Here is a 24,711-nt window from a genome sequence, read left to right as displayed (position 1 = left end):
TCTATCATGAAAAGAGGCAGGATATTCTACAAGATTTTTGTTCCTATTCTGGTGCTGGGAATTGGCCTGGTTATTAGCTTCGGTGGCTATATTTATCTGACGACGATTAATTCGGTAAATGAAAGAGTAGCGGATGATAAACAGAGTTTAATTACTCAAATTAAAAACACCCTGGAACAGAAAATTCAGACCATCGAATACGCTTTTAATACTTACAGTACCACCAGTTCCTTCAGGGAGGTCGTGCAAAATCCGATCACCGAGCAGGATTTTGAGAAGTATCGCGAGATTAATTCCCAGCTTAACTACATTGCCAGCATGGGGATGGATTTTGTTAATTATTCTCTAATCAGTTTGGAGCAGAAATGGCAGATTTCCAATGGTAAGCTTTCACATTTAACGGAAGAAGAGAGCAGGACACTTTATGAGAGCTATATTAATAACCGTAGCCGGGGGTTGTTTTGGGTTAAGACGGATAAGGGTATCCGCTTTGTAAATACCCTGCCGGTATTCTCACAGACCAAACAGGCGATTGCCTTATCTGATATATCCCTTCAGACCTTGCAGAGCACCCTTCAGACCGAAGGAAACACACCGGTGTTTATTCTTAACCGGGAGGGTGAGCTTTTATATGAGTCGGAAACTGGAAAGTCCCTGCTGACTAATAATCAACTTAGCCATATCACTAATGTTGCCGGAGGCGGGGGGCAATTGGGGACGATTGCCATGGAGCGGGCTGATCACCAATCGATTAAAGCTATTTATGCTAAATCTTCTTATAATAATTGGATTTACGTAACTATTTTGGATAAATCAGAAATTTCTGATGCACTAAAGACAACCCGATTCGGGATTGTGATGATGGTACTGCTTATTACGTTGTTGATTGCGGTAGTCGCTTATGTGATCTCTTTGTATTTCACCAAGCCATTCCGGCAGATTCAGCGCCGATTATTGCCTGCCAATGCGGAGCTAGAGCCTAAGAATGAGGTAGACTGGATTATTAATTCGATTGATACCATCTTATCGGAGAAAGAAAGCCTAGAGGGTCTGATTGAGTCTGAGATGCCTAAGTTGGAAACTCAGTTTATTCTAAATCTGTTTCGTAGCCGGATATCCCAAGAAGAGCTTAATCTGGGTTTGCCTCGTTTCGGTTATGAGCTGTCACAGAATTCGGTGTACGCAACGCTGCTAATACAGCTGGATAACTATGGGGAACGGCAGGCTAGTGATAAGGATCTTCTGCTTGTAGCGGTTAACAAACTGGTGGAAGAGCTGATTCCGCAGGAGAGGCGGATGATTCCTATCTTATTAAATGACCGTACACAAGCGACTATCCTGATCTTTGAGGGAGCGAATGAACAGGAGAACCGGAGAATAGCACTGGACTATGCCAAGACAATTATTCGAACAGCTAGAGAAATCCTGAAACTATCCATTAGCGTTGGAATCAGCAATTTTTATGATAATTTATTGTTTAGTAGGGAAGCTTGCGAGATGAGTAAGCAGGCGCTGCATCATCGTTTAAATCTGGGCAAAGAGTCTATCATCTTCTATGAGGATATATCGAAGGTGATCTCGGGTCCAGTTCTACTGCATTATCCGTCTGAGTTTGAGTCCCAGTTATTTGACGCGATTCGGATTGGAGATGAAGAACAAGTCTCCTGTTCTCTGTATCCATTACTCGGGGAAATGATGAAGCACAGTAAGAACCCTTTGAATTTCGAAGTCACATTAATACGTTTCGTCAACAATCTGATTCAGCTGGAGCAGCTGCTGGGTGTAGAGGTTCTGCTGACAGAGGACAATTCTACGTTGTATCACCGATTGTTAGACATCCGTAATCCGGAAGAGATCGAACGCATTTTGGTCAAAGAAGTTATCCATCCGATGGTGACCAGCGTTAAGGAGAAGACAGACCGTCAGTTCCGCCTCTTATCCGATAAAATTGCGGTGATTGTCCGCTCGGAATTTGATCAGGACTTAACGCTAGAATTAATTGGTGATCGCCTCCATTACAGTCCGAACTATTTAAGCAGTATTTTCAAAAAAGAGTACGGGATGACGTTTAGCGAGTATCTAATGAACTATCGTCTGGAAATGGCTAAGAAGTGGCTGGTGGAAACGGATATGACCATTAAAGAGATTGCTGAAAGGCTGCAGTACCATAATCCGCAGAACTTTATTCGATCCTTCCGTAAAAAAGAACATGTAACACCAGGTGCATACCGAACCCAGAAACAGGAGAAGTAAGGCGCTGAACACAAACAGCCAGCCCCGGGAGACCGGGGCTGGCTGTTTGTGCAGCTGCAATGTTTTAGCCTTTTACAGAACCCAGCAGGGCTCCTTTGGTGAAGTGTTTTTGTACGAAAGGATAGGCGAGCAGCATTGGAACGGTTGCGACTACGATAACCGCCATTTTGATGGTTTGAGCAGGTGGGATAATATCAACAGAAGCATTATCTCCCTGCATCCCGCTGGCGACGATAACAATTTGGCGCAGCAGGACTTGAATAGGCCACTTAGTGGAGTCTGTCATATATAAAATTGCACTCATATAAGTGTTCCAGTAAGCTACCCCGTAGAACAAGGAGAGGGTCGCGATAGATGGCATCGCCAGCGGAAGCATGATTTTGAAAAATACACCAAAATCATTAGAGCCGTCAATCTTGGCTGATTCCTCTAGCCCTTCCGGCAGCGCCTGGAAGAAGTTACGCATAATGATCAGGTTAAAAGCATTGATCGCAACAGGCATGATCATGGACCAGTACGAATCGATTAATCCGAAATATTTAACTACCAGGAAAGTAGGGATCATTCCCCCGCTGAAGAGCATGGAGAACACGATTACGAAATTGATGAAATCTCTTCCGTATAGATATTTTCTAGATAATCCATAAGCCATTAAAGAGGTAAGAACCATACTGACAACTGTACCCACTAAGGTTACACCGATGGATACGCCAAGCCCTTTAAAGATAGTAGGCGTTGACAGTATATAACGGTAAGCATCCAAAGAGAATGTCGTCGGGAACAGGATGAAGCTTTTTTCTACTACCTCCTGTGTTGAAGCAAAGGAACTGGCAAACACATTGACAAAGGGTAAAAGACAGGCTAGGGCAATGAGTGTAAGCAGTGTGGTATTTACAATAGTAAACAGCCGGCTACCCATATTTTCTTTTTTAAAAGATGATTGCGACATGCAGATATCCTCCTTGTAATCGTTTCATTGAAACTTTAACAGGGGTCTGTTATTCCGTATATAATCATTAGCTTGGGCTTTGTTTTGGGAGGAAAAAGCGAGATAAGGCATAGATGATCTTTATGTATTGTAGTAATCACTATAAGATGCACGGACCTGGAAAACCTTATAGCTGTAGGGTTCTTGGAGTATCAGTATCTGATGATTATATACGTAATGGACGAATGATCGTAATCTGGGAATCGTAAAGAAACGCGATCAAGGAGGCCGATCAGGTGAAAGAGGCAAACGTCACCATGCTGAACACGAAAGTTAATCCAGTAAGAAAAAAGCGAACGGGGCCTAGCTGGCTGAGTTTAAAAAGAAACAAGTTATTGTATCTGATGATACTCCCGGGATTTTTGTATTTTGTTATTTTTAAGTACCTGCCTATGGGCGGTCTTATCATTGCATTTCAGGATTATCAGCCGTTTCTGGGCATAGCGGATAGCCCGTGGGTAGGGTTTAAGCATTTTGTCCGATTGTTTACAGAACCTACCTTCCTTATGCTATTGAGTAACACACTTATCCTATTTGCATTAAACATCGTTATTTTCTTTCCACTACCTATTATAGTGGCGCTGATGCTTAACGAAGTTCAGCACAAGTTATTTAAGAGCACCATACAAACGATTATTTATATCCCCCATTTCATGTCATGGGTTATCATCGTCTCCATTTCCTATGTATTTATGAATGTGGATGGAGGGGTGTTGAATGAGATGTTAGCGGCCCTTGGGATGCAGAAGATTAGCTTTTTGACTTCTCCTGAGTGGTTGCGTACCGTGTATATCGGACAGATCATTTGGAAAGAAATTGGTTGGTCAACCATTATTTATTTGGCAGCCATTACCGTAGTGGATACGCAGTTATATGAAGCAGCTGAGATGGATGGAGCGGCAAGATTACGCAAAACTTGGCATATCACCCTGCCAGCGATTCGTCCAATCATTATTACCTTGCTTATTCTGAAGATTGGCCACACGCTGGATCTGGGCTTTGAGCATATGTACTTGCTGATCAATTCCTTGAACCGCGAAGTTGGAGAAATTTTCGATACCTATATCTATACAGCTGGTTTAAAGAACGGACAATTGAGTTTCAGTACCACAGTAGGTCTGTTCAAGGGTGTGGTTGGCTTGATTCTCGTTATGCTGTCGAACAAGTTAGCCAAAAAAATCGGTGAAGATGGTGTTTACTAGGCTTCACAGTATGCTGAATTCTTACCTCTGCCTTAAGGGCAGAGGTGGAAGATACAACACAAATACATTAGTAAAAGGGGTAATGTTGATGAATCGCAATTACAAAAAAATTGCAGCCTTAATGTTGTGTAGCGGGTTAGTACTCACTGCATGCGGAGGAGGCAATAACGCGAAGGAGTCAAATTCTTCAAATGGGGGAACGGATTCAACGGCTAAAACAACTGCTGCACCTGCAGATGTGCTAGATGCTAAAGCAAAGATTAGCTGGCTGAACATTTTACAAACGTCTACAACACCAACGGGTCCTATTCTGGACAAAATTGAAGAATTGACGAATACAGAGATTGAATTCTCATGGATTCCCGATCCTTCCAAAGAAGAACGTATTAATACTTCATTAGCATCGAATTCCCTGGCAGACATCGTTACCCTGACTATTCTTGATAACTCTTCTGTACGTAATGCACTGAAGGCCGGTATGTTCTGGGAAGTAAGTCCTTATCTTGATGAGTTCCCGAATTTGGCTAAAATTTCACAGGATACACGTACATCGGCATCGATTGCAGGTAAGCTGTACGGAGTTCCTTTCCAGAAGTCCTTGGCTAGAAACGGCGTTGTTCTCCGTAAAGATTGGCTGGATAAGCTTGGGTTGCAGGTTCCAAAAACAACAGATGAGTTGATGGAAGTTGCGAAAGCGTTTACCGAAAAAGACCCTGATGGTAATGGCAAGAAGGATACCACAGGCTTCATGGACCGCAGTGATCTTGTATATGGAGCATTTAAGACATTAGGCTCATACTTTGGAACACCGAACTATTGGAGTGTAGATGATGCGGGTAAAATGACACCGGAGTTCGATACAGAGGCTTATGTCAAGACCATGGATTATATGAAGACTCTTTATGATGGTGGTTATATCAATCAGGATTTCGCTGTGACGGCTAAAACAGATCAGCAGCAGAATTTTGCGCAAGGGAAGGCTGGAATTTATGTGGGTGCCTTGTTTGACAGCAAGAATCTGCTGAATTTGTCTAAAGGCATACAGGATGGTATGGATTTGGTTATGGTTAACGATATCACTTCCACCGGTAATGAAGCGGATCGCGCCATCTGGGCTGGTAATAACGGAATTGGGGGACTGTTGTCTTTCCCGAAATCCGAAGTCAAGGATGAAAATGAGTTAAGACGGATCTTGAAATTTGTTAATGATCTCATGAATGAAGATGTCTATGGCTTGATGACTTATGGTATTAAGGATGTCCACTATACAATCGATGGAGAACAAGCGGTTACGATTAAGGATACAGATCTCTGGAAGCAAGAAGTTCAGCCATTTTCGGCATCTCGTCCATTAGAAAATGGATTCATTATCCATGATGCTGATCCACTCAAAGTTGAAGCTGATAAGCTGATCGTTGAGAATGCTAAATATGCTGTACTGAATCCTGCTTACTCTCTGGAATCTGAGACCTATTCTACTCAAGGATCTGAGTTGCAGAAGATTATGACAGATGCCACTTATAAATATATCCTAGACAAAATTGATTTGGACGGATTTAAAGCTGAGGTTGAAAAGTGGAAAAAATCCGGCGGCAGCAAAATCATTACTGAATATGAAGCTGCTTATAAAGCTGTAAATCCTTAAGAAGTACTACAGACTATATTCTAAGAAAATAGTAGAGGGGTCCTAAATGGGGAGGCTGCGTTTAGGACCATATCTATTCAAACAGGAGGAAAAAATGAAAGACAACAATGCACTTAGGAGTATGGGCTGGGGTGTTCGAATGGCAGATTCGATTATGGAGCGAACGCCAAGATTATATGAGGATAACGGATATCATGGAAAATGGTCTTATGATTATGGAGTCATCTTGAAGGGTTTTGAGCTGCTGTGGAGACAGACCGGGCAGGTTAAATATTATCAATACATCAAAGATAATATGGATTATTTTATTGAGGAAGACGGCTCTGTGAAGGGATATCGCCTGAGCGAACATAATATTGATCACTTAAATAACGGGAAGATCCTGTTTGTGCTCCATAAAGAAACTGGGTTAGCGAAATATAAAATGGCTGCAGATTTATTAAGAAAGCAGATAACAACGCATCCTCGAACCTCGGAAGGTGCGTTTTGGCATAAGAATGTATATCCTTATCAGATTTGGCTGGATGGCTTGTATATGGGCTCTCCTTTCTATCTGGAGTATTTACTTGAGTATGAAGGCGGCAAGGGTCTGGACGATGTGACCCGGCAATTTATTCTGTGCGAGCGTCATACCAAGGATGCTGAGACGGGTCTCCTGTTTCACGCATGGGATGAAAAGCGGGTACAGCCGTGGTGCGATCCTGAAACGGGGTTGTCTCCGAACTTTTGGGGGCGTTCGCTGGGCTGGTATGTGATGGCGCTAGTGGATGTACTCGGAATGCTCCCTAAGGAACACGCGGATTACGAGATCTTGGCACGTATTCTGACAGATACGCTGACAGCGCTTCGTCAGGTTCAGGATGCGGATGCTGGAGTCTGGTATCAGGTTGTAAACATGGGCGGCCGTAAAGGCAATTATTTGGAGGCTTCCGCCTCTAGCATGATCACCTATGCAATGGCTAAGGGCATTCGGATTGGTGTACTCGATGATAGTTGGTTCGAGACTCTTGACCGTGCTTATCAAGGTCTTATTGCTGAATTTGTGCTGGAAACCAAAAATGGCTGGGTTAACCTGAATAAAAACTGCCAGGTCGCTGGACTCGGTGGTGAGGACCGGAGAGATGGTACTTACGCCTATTATATCAGTGAACCGATCGTAACCAATGATCAGAAGGGGCTTGGCGCATTTCTCCTGGCTTGTGGAGAATATGAATATTTGCAGCGTCCCGCCGTGACGAAAGGAAGCGAGTGAAGCACATGTCTATCTACAATATAAATGACTACGGAGCACATCCTAATCGTGCAGAGCCTTCAACGGAAGCGATAGCCAGTGCCATTCATGCGGCAAGCGAGGCAGGGGGAGGAACAGTTTATGTTCCTTCCGGGCACTATCAGACGGGTGCTATCTTCATGAAAAGCAATATTGAGCTGAAGCTCAGTCCTGGAGCTGTGCTTAGCTTCAGCTCTGATCCTAACGATTATCCGGTGGTGGATTCCCGTTGGGAGGGTGTGAAGCAGAACGTCCATGCTTCATGTATTTTTGGAATAAATCTAGAGAATGTATCGGTTACAGGTGCAGGCAAGCTGGATGGAAGGGGTGCACCTTGGTGGGATAAACATCGGAATTCTCCTGATTCATTGCTGTATCCCCGCCCGAAGCTTATCAGCTTCGACAACTGCCGTAGAGTCACGCTCAGAGATCTGACACTCGTGAACTCCCCAAGCTGGACTGTGAATCCTATCTGTTGCCATGACGTTACGATTGATAATCTGTCGATCTATAATCCGGCGGATTCGCCTAATACAGACGGTATTGACCCAGAATCCTGTGTGAATGTCCGTATCAGCAACTGCAATATCGATGTGGGTGATGACTGCATCGCCATTAAAGCAGGGACGGAGGATACGAAGGAGCGGGTTGCCTGCGAGAATATCACGATAACTAACTGCACGATGATTCATGGTCATGGCGGTGTGGTGCTGGGAAGCGAAATGAGCGGAGATATCCGCAATATCGTGATCAGCAATTGCGTGTTCAAGCAGACGGACCGCGGCATTCGGCTGAAGTCCAGACGCGGGCGCGGAGGTGTTGTCGAAGATATTCGTGTCAGCAATATCGTGATGGAGGACGTGATCTGTCCGTTTATTCTTAATCTTTACTATTTCTGCGGACCACGTGGTAAGGACAAATACGTATGGGATAAGAATCCTTATCCGGTGACGGAGGAGACTCCCTGCTTCCGACGGATTCATTTTGCTAATATTACTGCTCGGAATGTTCACGCAGCTGCAGGTTTTCTTTACGGCCTTGCGGAGCAATACATTTCAGAAATTACCTTTTCCGATATTGATATTTCGATGGCAGAGAATGCAATCCCTGGTCGTCCAGCCATGATGTCAGGAATCCAGGATATGAACAACCGTGGGTTCTATCTGGGCAACGTAAGAGATATCCGCTTCCGCCAAGTGACGATCGAGAATCATGAGGGACCGGCTTTTTATATTGAAAATGGAGAAATGGTAGATATCACCGGCTGCCAATCGAGAAACACCCGTAAAGTGGAAGAGTTAGTGCAGCAGGTGACCGTTGTCCCGTCACAGGAAGATCTAAGTGAGCAGACAGACTGATAATTGAACAGGATAGACTGCAGATTTGCTTAGGGTGAAGGGTGCGGATGTATGGAAATAGGAAGGAGTATGAAGATGATTACTGATAACATTCAGACTGGAGTTATTCACAATCCCATATTAAAAGGCTTCAATCCTGACCCTTGTATTGTAAGAGCAGGGGAGATGTACTATATTGCTGTTTCTTCTTTTGAATGGCTGCCCGGTGTGAGGGTGTATCAATCAGCGGACTTAGCAGACTGGAAGCATTGCACAGATATTCTGACTCATCAGGTGGATCTGCGGGGAAATCCGAAAAATTGCAGTATCTGGGCTCCACAGCTTAGCTATTATGACGGTTTGTTTTATCTGATTTATACCGATGTTAAGAGCACTAAACGGCCTTTTAAAGATTGTCATAACTATCTGATCACTGCGGAGGATATTGAGGGGCCTTGGTCTGACCCGGTATACCTGAATAGCAGCGGGTTTGATCCATCTCTGTACCATGATGAGGATGGGCACAAATGGCTGCTGAATGAGCTGTGGGATTATCGGATTACGGAAGGCAACAAATCCTGCGGGATTGTAATTCAGGAGTACGATCCAGAGCAGTGCCAATTAATAGGTGAACCTGTGAAAATCTTTGATTGCACGCCACTAAAGAAGACGGAAGCGCCGCATATTTACAAGCGGGGAGGTTATTACTACTTAATTACAGCGGAAGGCGGTACTGGATCAGGGCATGCGGTAACCGTAGCGCGTTCCAAGGCGCTGCTTGGCCCGTATGAGGTGGATCCGCTCAATCCGATGTTGACCTCACGGGATAATCCCGAGCTGCCGCTTCAATGTGCCGGCCATGGAAGTCTGGTAGAGACACCAGAAGGTGAATGGTATATGGCCCATTTATGTACGCGACCCCTGGAAGGCGAATACGCCATACTGGGGAGAGAGACTGCCGTTCAGCAGGTGCACTGGAATGAGGAGGGCTGGTTAAGACTAACCTCAGGCGGAAATACACCACAGCTCAAGGTACCAGCACCTAAAGGAACACAGTTCCTGAACCAAGTGCGGACGCTTGAATTTGAGGATGATTTTAACGGCCCGGAATTGAAAAAGAACTGGAATACATTGCGGATTCCTAGGAATGAAAGCTGGTGTTCCCTTGCTGAAAGACCGGGCTGGTTAAGAATCAGGGCCGGGGAGTCCGTGCAGAGTCTGTTTGAGCATCATATTCTGGCTATTCGCCAGACGGATATAAGCTTCCGCGCTGAAACAGCGCTTGAATATGAACCGAATACTTATCTGCAGATGGCAGGACTACTGTTATACCTGAATGAAGATAATTATCTTTATGCGTATATCAGCCATGAAGAAGGACGTGGCAAGGTGCTGCGGTTAATGCGCTGTCAGCGCGATGAATTCACTGCGGAGCCTGTAATGATTGAACTAAATGCAGGGGAAACACTGCGGATCGCGGTTGAGGTGCAGGAAGTGACTGGGCAGTTTGTTTATCTTAAGGGTGACGATACGGAGTGGAAGCCACTTGGCGATCCGCAGAATATCAGCTTTTTGTCGGGAGGTTTCACTGGGAACTTTGTTGGCATTGCGGCGCATGATATGCAGCAGTTCGGTGGCAGCAGTGCTGATTTCGCATATTTCCGTTATCAGGGCAAGGAATAATACACACGGCTTTACTAAGGAAGGGGTTGCTCTGAGGATAGGGCCCCCTTCTTATTCCAATAGATATTAGGAGGTCTTATATGAAGAAAAAATGGTTATCCGGGACGCTGGTCGCGAGTCTTCTTGCAACATGTATGCCATTTGGTAGTGTCGAGGCCGCTTCTTTGGAAGCGCTTCCTGCTTTTCCGGGCGCGGAAGGCGGCGGCAAATATGTAACCGGCGGAAGAGCTCAACCTGTGTATGAAGTAACGACGTTGGCTGATTATGGTATCAAGGAAACTCCGATCCCCGGCTCCTTCCGCGATGCGGTAAGCCAAAGTAATCGGACCATTGTTTTTCGAGTGGGGGGAACCATCCATCTGAAGGAATCCCTCAAGATTACCGGCTCAAATCTGACGATTGCCGGACAAACGGCTCCAGGTGACGGAATTACAATTGCCGACTACACAACCTCTGTTGAAGCTGACAATATTATTATGCGCTATATGCGTTTCCGGTTAGGCGACCGGGTAGCTAGTGAAGATGATGCTTTTGGATCAAGATACCATAAGGATCTCATTATCGATCATAGCTCATTCAGCTGGTCGGTGGATGAAGTGGTCAGTCTGTATGACAACGAGAATACTACCGTACAATGGTCGATATCTGCTGAAAGTATGCTGATGACGACGCACCAGAAGGGACGTCACGGCTACGGAGGAATCTGGGGTGGCAAAAATGCCAGTTTCCTTCACAATCTGATTGCTCATAGCACCAGCCGCAACCCCCGTTTGCCGACGGTGACCAAATTGGTGGACCTGACGGAAATGTCTAATAACGTTATCTATAACTGGGGATTCGCTTCGACCTATGGTGGGGGAGCAGAAGATTATCGATATAATATCACTAACAATTATTATAAAAATGGTCCAAACACCTACACCAGTGTAAAAAATCAATTGTTTGGGGAAGTGTCACCAGAAACCCGGTTGTTTATAGATGGGAACATCATGGATGGTAATCCGAAGGTTACTGAAGACAACTGGAAGGGTGTGCAAAAGTATTCGGATATCTCTAAGCTTACGGAGCCGGCAAAGATGCCTAACCCCTATATGGCAGTGTCGGCGGAGGAAGCCTACGCAAATGTAATGGCGGATGCTGGTGCCACTTTGCCAAGGCGTGATGCTTACGATGCGCGGGTCATTAATGATGTGAAGAATCGCACTGGACAGCATATTAATTCACCTATTGAAATAGGCGGTTACCCAGACTATACAGAGACAGCTTCCAATGTAATCGACATGGATCATGACGGTATGGATGACAGCTGGGAGATTGCTAATGGACTAGACCCTACCGATTCTGAGGATGGTAAGAAGACGACGTTATCTGCGGAGGGCTATACGAATCTAGAAGTGTATCTGAATGATCTGATTGTGTTGGGAAAAGCAGGGGATGAGCATACAGACAATCCTGTAACCGCTATCAATTATCCTGTGAATAACCAAATCATAGAGTCAGGCAACAATGTGAAGGTTACAGCCTCTGCCAGTGATAGTGATGGTATTGCTAAGGTGGAATTTATCGTTAATGGTGTGAAGCAAGCCGAAGCTACCACAGCACCTTATAGTTTCGATTGGAACAATGTGCAGGATGGTACCTATTATCTCGTTGTTCAGGCTATAGACAATAAGGGTCTCAAGACACAATCTGATAACGTGGCTATTCATGTCAACACGTCTGGATCCGTTCTTCCTTGGACTTCGGTGGATATTGGCCATCCAGGGATAGCGGGAGTGACTACGCTTCATCCGGATAGCGGGAAGATTACGCTCAAATCGGCTGGACTTATCGGAGCAACATCAGAGAGCGAAACGGCTGTTGATAATTTTCATTTTGCTTATCAAACCCTGACAGGCAATGGTGAAATTATTGCTAGAATCGACTCCGTAACGGGAACTGACGATTATGCCAAAGCAGGTGTCATGATTCGTGATAATCTCAATGAGAACTCTAAAATGACAATGCTGGCAATTCCTTATGTCAAATATGGCAAGAAGGGAGTTATGATTACCCGCTCCACCACAGGAGCCAAGGTGGTAAAAACAGAACCGGACAGCTTCATCAATACACCTTATTGGGTGAAACTGGTTCGTCTTGGTAATGAAGTGACAGGTCTGGTATCGCCGGATAAAGTAACATGGAGCAAGGTAGGCACGGTGAAGCTTGACCTGAATGATACGGTTTATTTTGGTCTTGCAGCCGATGCCGCTAAGGTAGATAACGAGGTTAATCGTTATAATGCATCTGTCTTCAGTGAGGTGGAGCTGAAACCGCTTAGTGATCAGTTTCCTACTGCACCCCGTGGTCTTACAGCGACAGCAGGTGAGGAAAAAGTGAAGCTGAACTGGGAGGATGTTGGTTCTGCCAAGTCGTATAGTGTTAAACGTAGTGAGGTTTCAGGCGGTCCATACAAGACGATCAATACTGAAATTAAAGATAGCCTGTATACTGATTCCGGACTCAGCTCCGGAAAAACTTATTACTACGTGGTCAGTGCAGTGAATGAGCTTGGTGAAAGCTTTGATTCCGATGAGGCCAGCGCTACGGCTGAAGGTGAAGCAGGTAATGTGTATTATGTGGATGAAGACTTTGAACAAGTTGCTGTGGGTGTGACACCAGAGTATTATGATGTGACTCCAAATCCACAGACTGAAATTCAAAAGGTTATTGTATCTCCCACACCGTCTGACAGTAAGGGGAATACGTCAGATCAAGTGTTGAATGTGTTCGATGGTGCGAACGGCAGCGTGCAGTTTATCCGCAAATTCGCGCCAATTACGGGTGCACTCGTTATTGACACTGACTTTATGTTTGCGACAGAATCGGGAACCTCGGTGTTCCTGCAGGCCCAGAGTACAGATGGAAGCAAAACGGCATTCTCCATTGAGAGCAGAAAGCCAACGCTTCCTGAAGCTACAGGTAAATATACGCTAACCATGAGCAGGGGGAGCAGCCAGTATCATCAACTGATGAACTCTTATTCCCTAAAACAATGGTATAACCTGAAGCTAAAGGTGGATGTGAACAACGATAAAGTGGATGTATATATCGATGATCAGCCTGCGGGCTCTTTTCCGTTCACAACCACGAATTTCGCCAGCTATGGCATTGGGCGTATTTTGTCCAAGACACCGGGCGGCGGCTCAGGAAATTATTACTTAGATAATTTAAAGATCTATGTTGAGCCGATTGAAACACCGCTTGGACTGACTGGACTTCCAGGAAACCAAGCAGCCCAGCTATCCTGGCCTGCTCTTGAAGGGGCAACTTCCTACAATATTAAGAGAAGTCTTAAGAGCGGGGGGCCTTATGAGACTATTGCCAACGCTATTACAGAGACCTCATATATTGATACTGAAGTTACCAACGAAACTACCTATTATTATGTTATCTCGGCGATGGCGCCCACTGGTGAATCGGGAAATTCCAATGAAATTAGTATTACCCCATCCGCTTTGGCGGTGAAATTGCCTGCGCCAGAATCGTTCGCGGCTGTAAGCCGGAATGCTCAGCTGGATCTCAGCTGGAATGCTGTGGAGAATGCAGCCAGCTACAGCATCAAGAAGTGGAATGAGACTTCAGGCAGCTATGAACTCGTGGCAAAAGAAATCACCGGCACAACTTACCGCGTCGGAGGTCTGGCCAACGGGCAAACCTACCGTTACGTCGTATCTGCAACCAATGTGGCCGGAGAGGGAAAAGAATCAGCGCCTGTTGAAGCTACTCCGCAATCTCCTTTGGGTACGCCTGTCGTTTCCATTGAAGCTGGTGACAGTGTAATGAAACTCAGCTGGCCAGCGATTGAGGAAGCGGGCCAGTATATTGTCAAACGCGCCTCATCGGCGAATGGTCCTTATGAAGTGCTCGGGTCTGATTTATCAGACACAAGCTTTGCTGATAGTGGGCTCGTAAACGGAACGCCGTATTATTACAAAGTCCAAGCAATAAAAGGTATCCGTAGTAGTCTAGATTCAGCTGTTGCCTCAGCGGTTCCATACCAGAATTCCGGCCAGCCGCAGGCTCCACAAGGAGTTAGTGCTGAGCCTGGCAACACTGATATCCATCTGACTTGGAATGTAGCTGATGGAGCTAGCAGCTATCAAATTCTACGCTCGGAGAGCGGTGGCAGCTATGCGATCGTGGCCGACAGCATCGAAGCAACCGATTATACCGATAAAGGCTTGATCAACGGAACTGCCTATCAATATGCGGTAATCGCCATCGGTGATAAGGGGGCTAGTCTTCCATCCGAGGTAGTCAAGGGAAATCCAGCTCCTGTCATAATTGTTGCTCAGAATGGGACAGGAGATTATAGGACGATTAATGACGCTATTCAAGCAGTACCTGATAACAGTGCCCTAACCACGATTATTAAAGTGAAGAACGGCACATATAAGGAGAAGGTGCTTGTACCTTCTAGTAAGATGAATATTAGTATCATCGGTGAGAGCCGGGAAGGTACCGTACTTATTAACGGTGACTCCGCGAAAACCATTGGCTCAGATGGTAAAGAAATGGGCACCAGCGGCAGCTATACATTAAAGGTTGCGGCAACTGATTTCACACTGGAGAACATGACGGTTGAGAACAGTGCTGGGCGGGATGCCGGTCAGGCAGTCGCTTTATATGCTGAAGGAGACCGGGGAGTGTACAGAAATGTTAAGCTTCTAGGATATCAGGATACCCTGTTCGCAGATAAGGGAAGAGCCTATTTCGTCGACAGCCATATTGAAGGTACAGTAGACTTTATCTTCGGTAATTCCGCTGCCGTATTCGAGAATAATGTGATTCAAAGTGCGGGTGCTGGCTATGTTACTGCGCCTTCCACGGCAACGGGTAAGCCTGGTTATGTGTTCATCAATAATCGACTAACTGCCAGTGAGGGCGTTGCTGCTGGAACCGTTGATTTGGGCCGGCCATGGAGAGAATACGGCAGCTCTACCTTCATTAATACGGAGATGGGAGCTCATATTCGTGCTACTGGCTGGCATGAATGGTATGAAGGTCGTTCCAAAACTGCACGGTTCTCTGAGTTTTTAAGTTACGGAGAGGGTGCTAATGCAGCTTCACGTTACAGCTGGTCCAAACAATTAACAGCAGAAGAGGCGGCTGCCTATACGATTGAAGCTGTGCTTGGTGGAAGTGATGGCTGGAATCCACAGCAATCTAAGATCTTAGTGGGACAAGAGCAGATACCTGCGGTACATGTCTCTTCAATTACTTTAGCAGGTAAAGATGGAATTAGCAGCATTGAGTCGAAGGGCGGTGCCTTGCAGCTGCAAGCCTCTGTGCTTCCACAGAATGCGACGAATCCTAAAGTTATCTGGACGGTAACTGAAGCAGATGGGGTAACCTCAACGGATAAAGCGGTTATTAATGAGAAGGGCTTGCTTACAGCTAGAAAGAACGGTAGCGTTCAAGTAACGGCGCGAGCTCTAGATGGAAGTGGAGTATCCGGAAGCCTAGAGATTAACATCAGCGGACAAGATGAGATTGCCCGTAATCTGCCCGCTGCAACGCTTAACGGACCGGTCACAGTGGCGGCAGGACAGGATTTCACTTACCGTGTAGGGCTTACAAATGTTACTACCTCCGTCTACAAGGAAGTGTATGCTGTAGACTTTACCATGGCATATGACGTATCTGGTGTGGAATTCGTATCCGCTCAGACCTTGCCAGACGGATTCAGCATCACTCATATTAATGAGGACAGTCCAGGTCTAATAACAGTTAGTGTAGCTGGAACGGAGGCAGGAAATATCCTGACCGATGATGCGGAATTCTTAGAAATGATCTTCAAAGCGAAGAAGACAACCCGTGAAATCGCCGTGCCGCTTGGATTTATTTCCTTCCGGGGATCCAACACAGATGTTGATTTTGACATCCTGCATGAGGCACAGTCGGTTGTTCATGTCATTCCTATATCCGTCATGGAGATAAAAGTCTCCTCCAAAGATAATGTGAGCGAAATCAAGTCAGGGCAAACCCTGCAAATGGCAGCTGTAATCCTGCCGGACCATGCATCCGATCCAGCAGTGAGCTGGTCAGTGGTGAATGAGGATGGATCAGCTACTGAGCGAGCATCTATTACGGATACCGGCTTGCTCACTGCAATTGCAGCAGGCAAGGTAACCGTGAAAGCGACAGCTAAAGATGGCTCTGGTGTTGTAGGCACGATGTCCATTGAGATTATGGCAGAATCGCAGGTTTCAGAATCGGGCGGTACTTCATCTTCAACGACAGTCAAACCAGTGAAACAACCGGAACCAACTGTGAACGCAAATGGAGTTACTCTTTCCGTGACAGCGGATGTGAATGGTAAAGCTATTGCAGAGGTATCCTCAGCGATTCTGCAACAAGCAATTGGCTCAATGCAGAGTGGAGTATTGAGAATCACAGTGAAGCCAGCCTCTGCCAGCTCGGTGGTTGAACTGACCTTGCCAGCTCGTGAGTTGGCTGGAGCGGGAGCAAAAGCAATTCAACTTTTAGAAATAGACATGGGATTGTCTACGTTCCGAATAAATGCTGACCTGCTTCTTGCGATGGCAGGATCTGACGCCGTAAGCGTTAAGCTTGTAGTTGGCAAAGTTGACGCGAAGACACTGTCGCTTCAGACAGATGTCGGGGATATTTATGAGTTTAAGTTCTTTGTTGATGGCAAACAGTTTGACAGCTTTGGGCGTGGACTGAAGGTTGAACGGGATTACAAACCAAAGACAACTTCAGGTGTAGAACAAATAGTAGTCTACCAAATCCGTGAAGACGGGACTGTGGAGGTGGTTAGAAACTCTCAGTTTAATCTGACAACTGGCAAGATCATCTTTAGACCAGACAATTCCAGCAGATTCGCAGTAGCATATGCGGAAAATTCCTTTAAGGATATCGCTGGACTAGGCTGGGCACAAAATAGCATTCAAGCCCTCGCCGCCAGAGACATCCTGAATGGCACCGGAGATCATAATTTCGGGCCACAGCTGAATGTAACTCGGGCACAGTTCTTGAAGATGCTGATGCTTGCATTAGAGCTAGAGGAAGGTAATGCGGCAAGTACATTTAAGGATGTTTCGCTGGATGCTTGGTACTACAGCTCTGTTGCTGCTGCTCAGCAGCTAGGAATTATTCAGGGCAGATCTGATGGAACCTTCGGTGCTAATGAAACGATTAGCCGTGAGGAAATGGCGTTGATGGCTTATCGTGCAGCACAGCTCGCTAAGCTTACGGTCGTGGGAGTGGACCAGCCAGTGAATTTCAATGATGCCGCTGACGTTTCAGCCTACGCTCGTGAGGCTGTACAATTCATGAGCGGAGCAAAGATTATTCAAGGTGTAGGAAAAGATAACTTTGCACCTAAAGCCAATACAACTCGTGCTCAGGCAGCTGTTATTGTCTATCGATTGTTCCAGCTAAATCCTTAAATTTCAAGTTGACACCCTGTGTGATTTATCATATTATGATTGGAGTTGTTATAAGTAAATAAACCAAACTCTATCCAGTGGATGGAGTGGCGGAATTTTGTCAAAGATGTATTCTTTGGTTTCAATCGCCCCTTGTCATTTCGATGACAAGGGGCTTTATTATGTTAATGAGCTTGCTCAAGAGAAAGGGAAGAGGTTTACGATGAATATGAAGTTATTCAAATATGCTTTACTAGTTTTTTTAGGCGCTTGTAGTTATGGCTCACTCTCTACGATCGTCAAGCTTGGAATGAACGATGGCTTTAGAATGAAACAATTGGTAGGATCACAATACTTTTTTGGATGGTGTATGCTGCTCTTGCTGGTCTTATTATTTTCTCGAAAGAAATTAGGGTTAAAAACAGGCGGGAAATTATTAGCCGCTGGGATCACCATCAGTTTAACTGGCATATTTTATGGCTTCGCCGTTGAACAATTACCTGCTTCGATTGCGATTGTACTGTTATTCCAATTTACTTGGATCGGTGTAATTCTGGAGGCAGTTGTAGATCGAAAACTTCCTAGTCGGGAAAAAGTGATTTCGATGGTTATCCTTCTAATTGGTACAGTATTAGCGGGGGGCATCCTTGAGCCGAGTATAGGTGGAATTACGACCACTGGTGTGATTTTTGGCTTAATGTCAGCCGTGTCGTTTGCTTTCTATATTTTTGTGAGTGGAAGAGTAGCTACGCAGGTGCCTGCCGTTAATAAAAGCTTGTATATGACCACTAGTGCAATGGTTATTATTATGACTGTTTTTTCGCCTTCGTTTTTATATGACGGTGCGATTACCGATGGGCTTTGGAAATACGGCCTACCTCTAGGTTTGTTGGGCATCGTAATTCCAGTTCTGTTCTTTTCGATCGGGGTTCCGAAGCTGGGTTCAGGTCTAGGCGCGATTTTAGGGGCAGCGGAGTTACCGGCAGCTGTAGTAGCCTCCGTGTTAGTTCTGCAAGAAGAGGTATCATTACTTCGCTGGATCGGGATTATCGTAGTTCTGATCGGGATCGCAGCTCCACAAATCCTACCGATGGGGACAGGGAAAAAGTCATCCAAACCATCACCAAAACAATCACTCCGTAAGGTAGAACTTTAATCGGCAAACTGGCATCGATGGTATGATCTGATCCTGAGAGGATTAGATTATCTATCGGTGTTTTTTTTGTGGAAAAAAAGATTGGTGTTAATTTTTCTGGTATCGATAATGGATGTCTATTATATAGTGGTTCTATTCTTAACTAAATGGAGATGACCACTTATGAACACTAAAAACTATGACTATTTTAAAACGCTGCATGATCAAAAAAATCCACTGATCCTGTACAACTGCTGGGATGTAGCCTCGGCTAAAGCAATAGAGCAAGCTGGATCAAAGGCGCTAGCAACCAGCAGCTATTCCATGGCGGAAGCGTGGGGATATTCGGACGGTGAACAGCTTACATTTGAGCTTATGCTTTGGATGATATCAAAGATTGCCGAACGAGTAGCAGTTCCATTGACCGTAGACATCGAAGGTGGATATGCTATAGATGAGGATATTTTAGCGCATAACATGGAGCAGTTATTTCAATTAGATATCTGTGGTATCAATTTTGAAGATCAGATCGTAAATCATCCTAACAATGAACTATGGGAGACCAGCGAACAAAGCCGGAGGATTAAAACCATACAACAAGTAGCCTCCGAACTGCAAAAGCGCGTGTTTATTAACGCTAGAACGGATATCTTTTTCAAGGCTAAGGAACATTCGATGGATCTAGTCAATCAAGCTATAGAACGTACCTATGCTTATGCAGACGCTGGAGCGGATGGGATTTTTATACCGGGGCTCGCTGATCCAAGCTTGATTGAACAATTTGTTAAAAAATCGCCACTGCCTGTGAATATCATGGTTATGGACAGTATGCTTTCGAATCATGAATTGCAAAATATTGGCGTGAAACGGATTAGCTATGGACCGCGTAGTTTCTTTCAGGCACAACATAACCTCCAAGAAAATGCCCGGCAAACGCTTGATGCCTCAGGACTTTATTTAGAAATGAGCTAACCACACTATGATAACTAATGAGCAGGATATCGATAAATATTATAAGATGCTGGTCGAGAAAAATTCGAATTATGAGGGCGTATTTTTTGTAGGAGTGAAAACAACGGGCATCATGTGTAGGCCAACTTGTCCCGCTAAAAAGCCATTAAAAGAAAATTGTGAGTTTTTTGCTACAGCCAAGGAAGCCTTATTAGCTTCATATAGACCTTGTAAAAGGTGTCAGCCGCTATCCAATCCAACAAAAATGTCTCCTGAAGTAAAGCGGCTTGTAGAAGCTATTGAGAGCAATCCGGAACGAAAATGGACAGATAAAGATTTTGATGAGCTGTCTATTAGTGCAAACACGGCACGCCGCCAATTTAAGAAACAATTTGGAATGACCTTTATCGAATATGCACGTTCTAGACGTTTAGGACTGGCATTCAAACATATTAGGAATGGGGATTCAATCATTAACGCACAACTGGAAAGCGGGTACGATTCGAGCAATGGGTTTAGGGATGCTTTTTCACGAACGATGGGGACTGTCCCGAATCATTCCAAGCAGATTAAAGTGCTGTACTGTAATTGGATAGAAACGATATTGGGTTCTATGCTGGCCATCTCCGATGAAGAGAGTCTTTTACTGCTGGAATTTGTGGATCGCAAGGGACTTGAAAATGAAATCAAGAGATTACGCATTCGCTTAAATGCAACTATATTACCTGAAAAGGTAGCCGTCCTTCACCAAATTGAGGAGGAATTGAAGCTGTATTTCACCGGTGAACTTACGGAATTTACAACGCCGGTTCGTTATCTGGGCTCAGACTTTCAGCAAAAGGTGTGGAATGAACTCCGGAAAATACCTCTGGGACAGACAGCTTCTTATAAGGAGCTTGCAGAGAAAATCAACAATCCTTCTGCTTGCCGCGCTGTAGCAAGGGCGAATGGCACCAATCAACTTTCAATCTTGGTTCCATGTCATCGAGTGATAAATAGCAATGGTGAATTGGGGGGCTATGGAGGCGGGCTTGCCAGAAAAGAATGGTTAATCAAACATGAGTCTAACCGCTCCTTAAAGCAGAATAATTTCATTTAACTACTTCTTTCTATTACGGAGAAAGTGATGGGTTCCCTTACTTCAAGGCAGGAGATTCATCACTTTCTGTACTTAAATATTGAACTAACATGTCCACAAATCGGTTAGCAATTTGAATATCCTGAAGTTCGTTGTTGAAATCGTCTTTGGAAATCAGGCTCATTTTCTGCAATAAACCCATCATAGACGTGAAGATGAAATGAGCAGTGGATAAGGGTTCTGTATCAAATTTTAATGATCCATCTTTAACTCCGGCCTCCAGAGCATCCATTAAGAAATGTCGTTCTTTACCCCGCATCACAAAATTTCTGTAATTTTCTTTGAGTTCTTTACTGTAATCATAGGCTTCAAAATGCAAATCGAATAGAAGAATGAATTTGATGTAACCTGGGTGTTGCCGGGCATAATCAATCCAAGCATTAAGCATCGAAGCAAGCATTTGCTTACCATTCATTTCAATTGAAGAAGGTGCGCTTCTAACAAATTGCGTCATGCTCTCCAGAATTTCCATTTGGACCTCAAAAATCAGTTCGTTCATGGACTGAAAATGCTTATAAAAGGTAACCCGGCTTACACCAGCCACGTCGCAGACATCCTTAATATTAACTTTGAGAAAGCTTTGCTTCATAAAAAGATCCTTCGCCGCAGCAATCAATTCTTCCCGGTTTCTGTTTTTTAAATTCTGGTGCCAGTTCTCAGTCATGGGTTACACTCCTTTCTTGTTCTTTTTTTGGTTTTTGTAAGGTGATGAAAAAGGCAGATGCCAGAATAATTGCCCCAAAAATATAGGGGATATCCATGTGTTTGTCAAACATCAATCCCGCTAAAATGGGTCCAAGTATGTTTCCTATGCTGGTATACGTTGTATTTAATCCGGCAGCATATCCTTGCCGATCACCAGCTGAGTTAGCAATCAATGTACTTACTGTGGGTCGTAAAAAAGCATTAAAAGCAAAAAATAAACCGGATACAACTAATAAATAACCTAAATTGATCTTGAATATCATCAACAATAAGGTTATAGCGGTCATCACCAATGATATACGTATAAGCTTTATCTCGCCAAGTCTCTTAATCAGATGATCAAGCAGCCAGATTTGCACAATAATGCCTATAATAGCACCAACTGTGATAATGATTGAGATTTTCGTTGCATCAAAACCGTATTTTTGTTCCACAAAAAGGGCGTACACCGTTTCATAATTCATCAGACCAAATGTCATGATCAGAATGAGCAGAAGATAGCGGAAATAGGACGTCCGGAATGAATTTACGATTTGATTACGAATGGATTCCCGAGGGGCCTGTTTATTAACGGATTTCCGTTTTTCCTTTGGGAGTGTCTCTGGCATATAAAAACAAAGTACCGTAGCGATAAGTCCAAGTCCACCCGCAAAAAAATAAGGCGTCCGTATGCCAAACCCAGCGATAATGCCGCCTAACCCTGGACCAAGCACCATACCCAAATTCATGGAGGCCCCCAAGTACCCCATACCTTTAGCGCGGGTTTCATGGGTGGTGATATCAGCGACGTAGGCCATATTGGAAGGAATCATGATTCCGATACCTATACCCCCAATAAATCTAGCGACATAGAGTAGGGGCAATGTCGTAGAGACAGCAAATATCAGATCTGAAAGTACGGTTAAAAACATTCCGGAAATGATCATTGATTTTCTTCCCCATTTATCCGAAAGCTGTCCCCCTATAGGTGAAAAAATAAACTGTGCTGCTCCAAAAGCTGCAATAAGATATCCGGCAGCAGCCCCTGACGCATTAAACAGCTTCAGATACTCAGGTAGAATGGGAATAACCATACCTTGCCCCAATAAAGCGATAAATAGATTCAACATCAGAATGAAAAGTGGAAATCTAGCAGACTTAGATAAGCTGCTCATATCTTAGCCCTCCCATATGGTTTACACTGTGTAATTATTTACTCGATGTAAACCATGATAATGGAATGATGGGCCCTTGTAAAGGTGTATCTGAAATTTAGGATACGTCGTTTTTTGTACGTTTTTTCAAGTAAAAAAAGTACTGTTTTAAACAAAAGAAGGAAAATTTATGAATTCACATCATTATCCAAGTATGATAGCATGATCTATATATTTTGGTGTAAAGCGCGGGCTTATCTTAATAAGATTGGAGCGAACATCATGCTTAAGGTTCTGATCGTGGACGATGAACCCTGGGTTCTTGAGGGGCTAAGGACGATGATCGACTGGGAAAAATTCGGTTATGAAGTTTGTGGTGAAGCTCAAAACGGCACGGATGCGATGAGGCTTATCCAGGAGAATAAACCGGAACTGGTTCTTACGGATATTAATATGCCTGTAATTAACGGACTTGAGCTTATTACAAAGTTGAATGAGGTGATGGAGAAACCTCCTAAATTTGTGATTCTGTCTGGATATGATGACTTCAAGTATGCACGTACGGCATTGCGCCAGCGGGTAAATGAATATTTATTAAAACCCATTGATGATGAAGAAATAGAGGCTTTATTAAGCAGGATCACTCCAATAATCCAAAATGAAATCGCTTCCAATGAGGAGTTTGATAAAAAGCAATTTTTTATCGTAAATAATATCATCAACCGCCTGATCCAAGGGGAGTATAACGAAAATTTAGAGCTTCTAACCCGAAACACCTTGAAGCTTCAAGCGGATGCAGAGTTAATGTGTATTCTTATCGAACCGTCCTCCTCTATGAATCCATTCCAACCGCAGATAAATGATTATTTTTCCGAGGAACACTTCTGCTTCTTTCAAGACGGATCGGGAAGAGCGGGGATCATTCTTCAGTCTGCTTCTATCGGCAATGAGAGCCTGGAGACTATCGTCAACCAGATGCATTCAGATCTCACTGAACAATCACAGGAGCTGGTCTTTCTAGCACTTAGCAGCAGAATGGTCGGGGTGAGCTCGATTCGAGAGATTTATAAGCAGGCACTTGAGGTATGGAAACGAAAAACGCATCAGCAGAAAAAAGGGGTCTTTTATTATAGTGAGCTTAGGAACCTGAAAAAGGAAGAACCTCATGAGGATCATTTCAGACAGCTGCTGCATAAGGTCCAAACGAATGATACGGAACAGATCCAGCCTTGTGTAAAAGAAGCGTTCACTGCTTTCGTCGAGAATCTGTTGACCCTTGAAGTTGTAAAAGCAAAAGTGGCCCATTTAGAGCTTACGATCTGTAGAATTATAGCTCAAATGAATGGAGACCCGGATACGATTATGACTAAGCTTCAGCAAGAATACGGAAATCTAGGTGAGCTTAGTGATTATTTTATATTAAGCCGTTATGTACAAAATCTGTGTGAACGGGCTGCCGTCTATCTGTCTGAACTAGAGCAGCAGAATGAACAAAATACGATTTACAAGGTTATTCAGTATGTGGATCGGGAATTTCGGAATAAATTAAAGCTTCAGGATTTGGCACAACAATTTCATATTAATTCTACCTATTTGGGACAACTGTTCAGAAAGCAAACGGGCCAGGGTTTTAGTGAATACCTAAATGCCAAACGGATTGAAGAGGCAAAAAGTCTGCTGAAGCGAACACAGTTAAAGATATCGGATATAGCGGTGCAGGTGGGATTCTCTAACACTGATTATTTTATAGATAAGTTTAAGCTGCTTGTAGGGGTAGTACCATCCGTGTATAAAAATGAGAATAAGAACCAACAGCTCTAGGGGAAGCAAGGTGT

Annotated in this window: 14 protein-coding genes; 11 read left to right on the top strand and 3 right to left on the bottom strand. The window is 44.4% G+C overall.

Annotated features, from left to right (window positions below):
* The first annotated feature begins 6 nt into the window (after window positions 1–6).
* Entirely contained in the window at window positions 7–2,253 is a 2,247-nt protein-coding gene (locus NST40_RS26630; protein ID WP_076130455.1) for an AraC family transcriptional regulator, read from the top strand.
* A 64-nt stretch (window positions 2,254–2,317) separates the two neighbouring features.
* Here the strand turns inward: NST40_RS26630 and NST40_RS26625 are convergent, their stop codons facing one another.
* Window positions 2,318–3,202, bottom strand: coding sequence for a carbohydrate ABC transporter permease (locus tag NST40_RS26625; RefSeq protein WP_076130456.1), 885 nt, complete (start codon window positions 3,200–3,202; stop codon window positions 2,318–2,320).
* Window positions 3,203–3,477: 275 nt separating this feature from the next.
* On the opposite strand from NST40_RS26625, the gene NST40_RS26620 reads away from it, so the two are divergent.
* The 9 genes from NST40_RS26620 (at window position 3,478) to NST40_RS26580 (ending at window position 20,999) form a co-directional block, all read left to right on the top strand.
* Window positions 3,478–4,443: an ABC transporter permease subunit gene (locus NST40_RS26620; protein ID WP_305954105.1), complete on the top strand. Its 966-nt coding sequence runs from the start codon at window positions 3,478–3,480 to the stop codon at window positions 4,441–4,443.
* Between the two features lie 88 nt (window positions 4,444–4,531).
* A complete protein-coding gene (locus tag NST40_RS26615; RefSeq protein ID WP_076219935.1) occupies window positions 4,532–6,088 on the top strand; it encodes an extracellular solute-binding protein in 1,557 nt (518 codons plus the stop codon).
* Between the two features lie 94 nt (window positions 6,089–6,182).
* On the top strand, window positions 6,183–7,340 hold the full coding sequence (locus NST40_RS26610; protein ID WP_076219934.1) for a glycoside hydrolase family 88 protein: 1,158 nt from the start codon (window positions 6,183–6,185) through the stop codon (window positions 7,338–7,340).
* 5 nt (window positions 7,341–7,345) lie between these two features.
* On the top strand, window positions 7,346–8,716 hold the full coding sequence (locus NST40_RS26605) for a glycoside hydrolase family 28 protein (RefSeq protein ID WP_342410150.1): 1,371 nt from the start codon (window positions 7,346–7,348) through the stop codon (window positions 8,714–8,716).
* Between the two features lie 75 nt (window positions 8,717–8,791).
* Entirely contained in the window at window positions 8,792–10,378 is a 1,587-nt protein-coding gene (locus NST40_RS26600; protein WP_342410149.1) for a glycoside hydrolase family 43 protein, read from the top strand.
* 80 nt (window positions 10,379–10,458) lie between these two features.
* Entirely contained in the window at window positions 10,459–17,835 is a 7,377-nt protein-coding gene (locus NST40_RS26595; RefSeq protein ID WP_342410148.1) for a pectinesterase family protein, read from the top strand.
* A gap of 208 nt (window positions 17,836–18,043) precedes the next feature.
* Window positions 18,044–18,970, top strand: coding sequence for a DMT family transporter (locus NST40_RS26590; protein ID WP_076130480.1), 927 nt, complete (start codon window positions 18,044–18,046; stop codon window positions 18,968–18,970).
* Window positions 18,971–19,132: 162 nt separating this feature from the next.
* Window positions 19,133–19,921, top strand: a complete 789-nt coding sequence (locus NST40_RS26585; protein WP_076277183.1) for an isocitrate lyase/phosphoenolpyruvate mutase family protein — start codon at window positions 19,133–19,135, stop codon at window positions 19,919–19,921.
* 7 nt (window positions 19,922–19,928) lie between these two features.
* Window positions 19,929–20,999: a trifunctional transcriptional activator/DNA repair protein Ada/methylated-DNA--[protein]-cysteine S-methyltransferase gene (locus NST40_RS26580; RefSeq protein WP_076220200.1), complete on the top strand. Its 1,071-nt coding sequence runs from the start codon at window positions 19,929–19,931 to the stop codon at window positions 20,997–20,999.
* A 37-nt stretch (window positions 21,000–21,036) separates the two neighbouring features.
* Here NST40_RS26580 and NST40_RS26575 read toward each other — a convergent pair whose 3' ends face one another.
* Both NST40_RS26575 and NST40_RS26570 read right to left on the bottom strand, forming a co-directional pair.
* Complete coding sequence (locus tag NST40_RS26575; RefSeq protein WP_076194117.1) at window positions 21,037–21,702, bottom strand: TetR/AcrR family transcriptional regulator; 666 nt, start codon at window positions 21,700–21,702, stop codon at window positions 21,037–21,039.
* Window positions 21,695–22,897, bottom strand: coding sequence for an MFS transporter (locus NST40_RS26570; RefSeq protein WP_076277184.1), 1,203 nt, complete (start codon window positions 22,895–22,897; stop codon window positions 21,695–21,697). Before NST40_RS26570 ends, NST40_RS26575 begins: the two co-directional genes overlap by 8 nt.
* A 261-nt stretch (window positions 22,898–23,158) precedes the next feature.
* Between NST40_RS26570 and NST40_RS26565 the strand changes: the two genes are divergently transcribed.
* Window positions 23,159–24,697 carry a response regulator gene (locus NST40_RS26565; protein WP_342410147.1) on the top strand — a complete coding sequence of 513 codons (1,539 nt, stop codon included), beginning with the start codon at window positions 23,159–23,161 and terminating at the stop codon, window positions 24,695–24,697.
* The last annotated feature ends 14 nt before the right edge of the window (window positions 24,698–24,711 follow it).

This window comes from Paenibacillus sp. FSL R10-2778, from assembly GCF_038593035.1.
In the GTDB taxonomy this organism is placed as follows: domain Bacteria; phylum Bacillota; class Bacilli; order Paenibacillales; family Paenibacillaceae; genus Paenibacillus_AQ; species Paenibacillus_AQ odorifer.
Note: the sequence above shows the minus strand (reverse complement) of the source record. Positions and strands in the feature narration are given on the sequence as shown.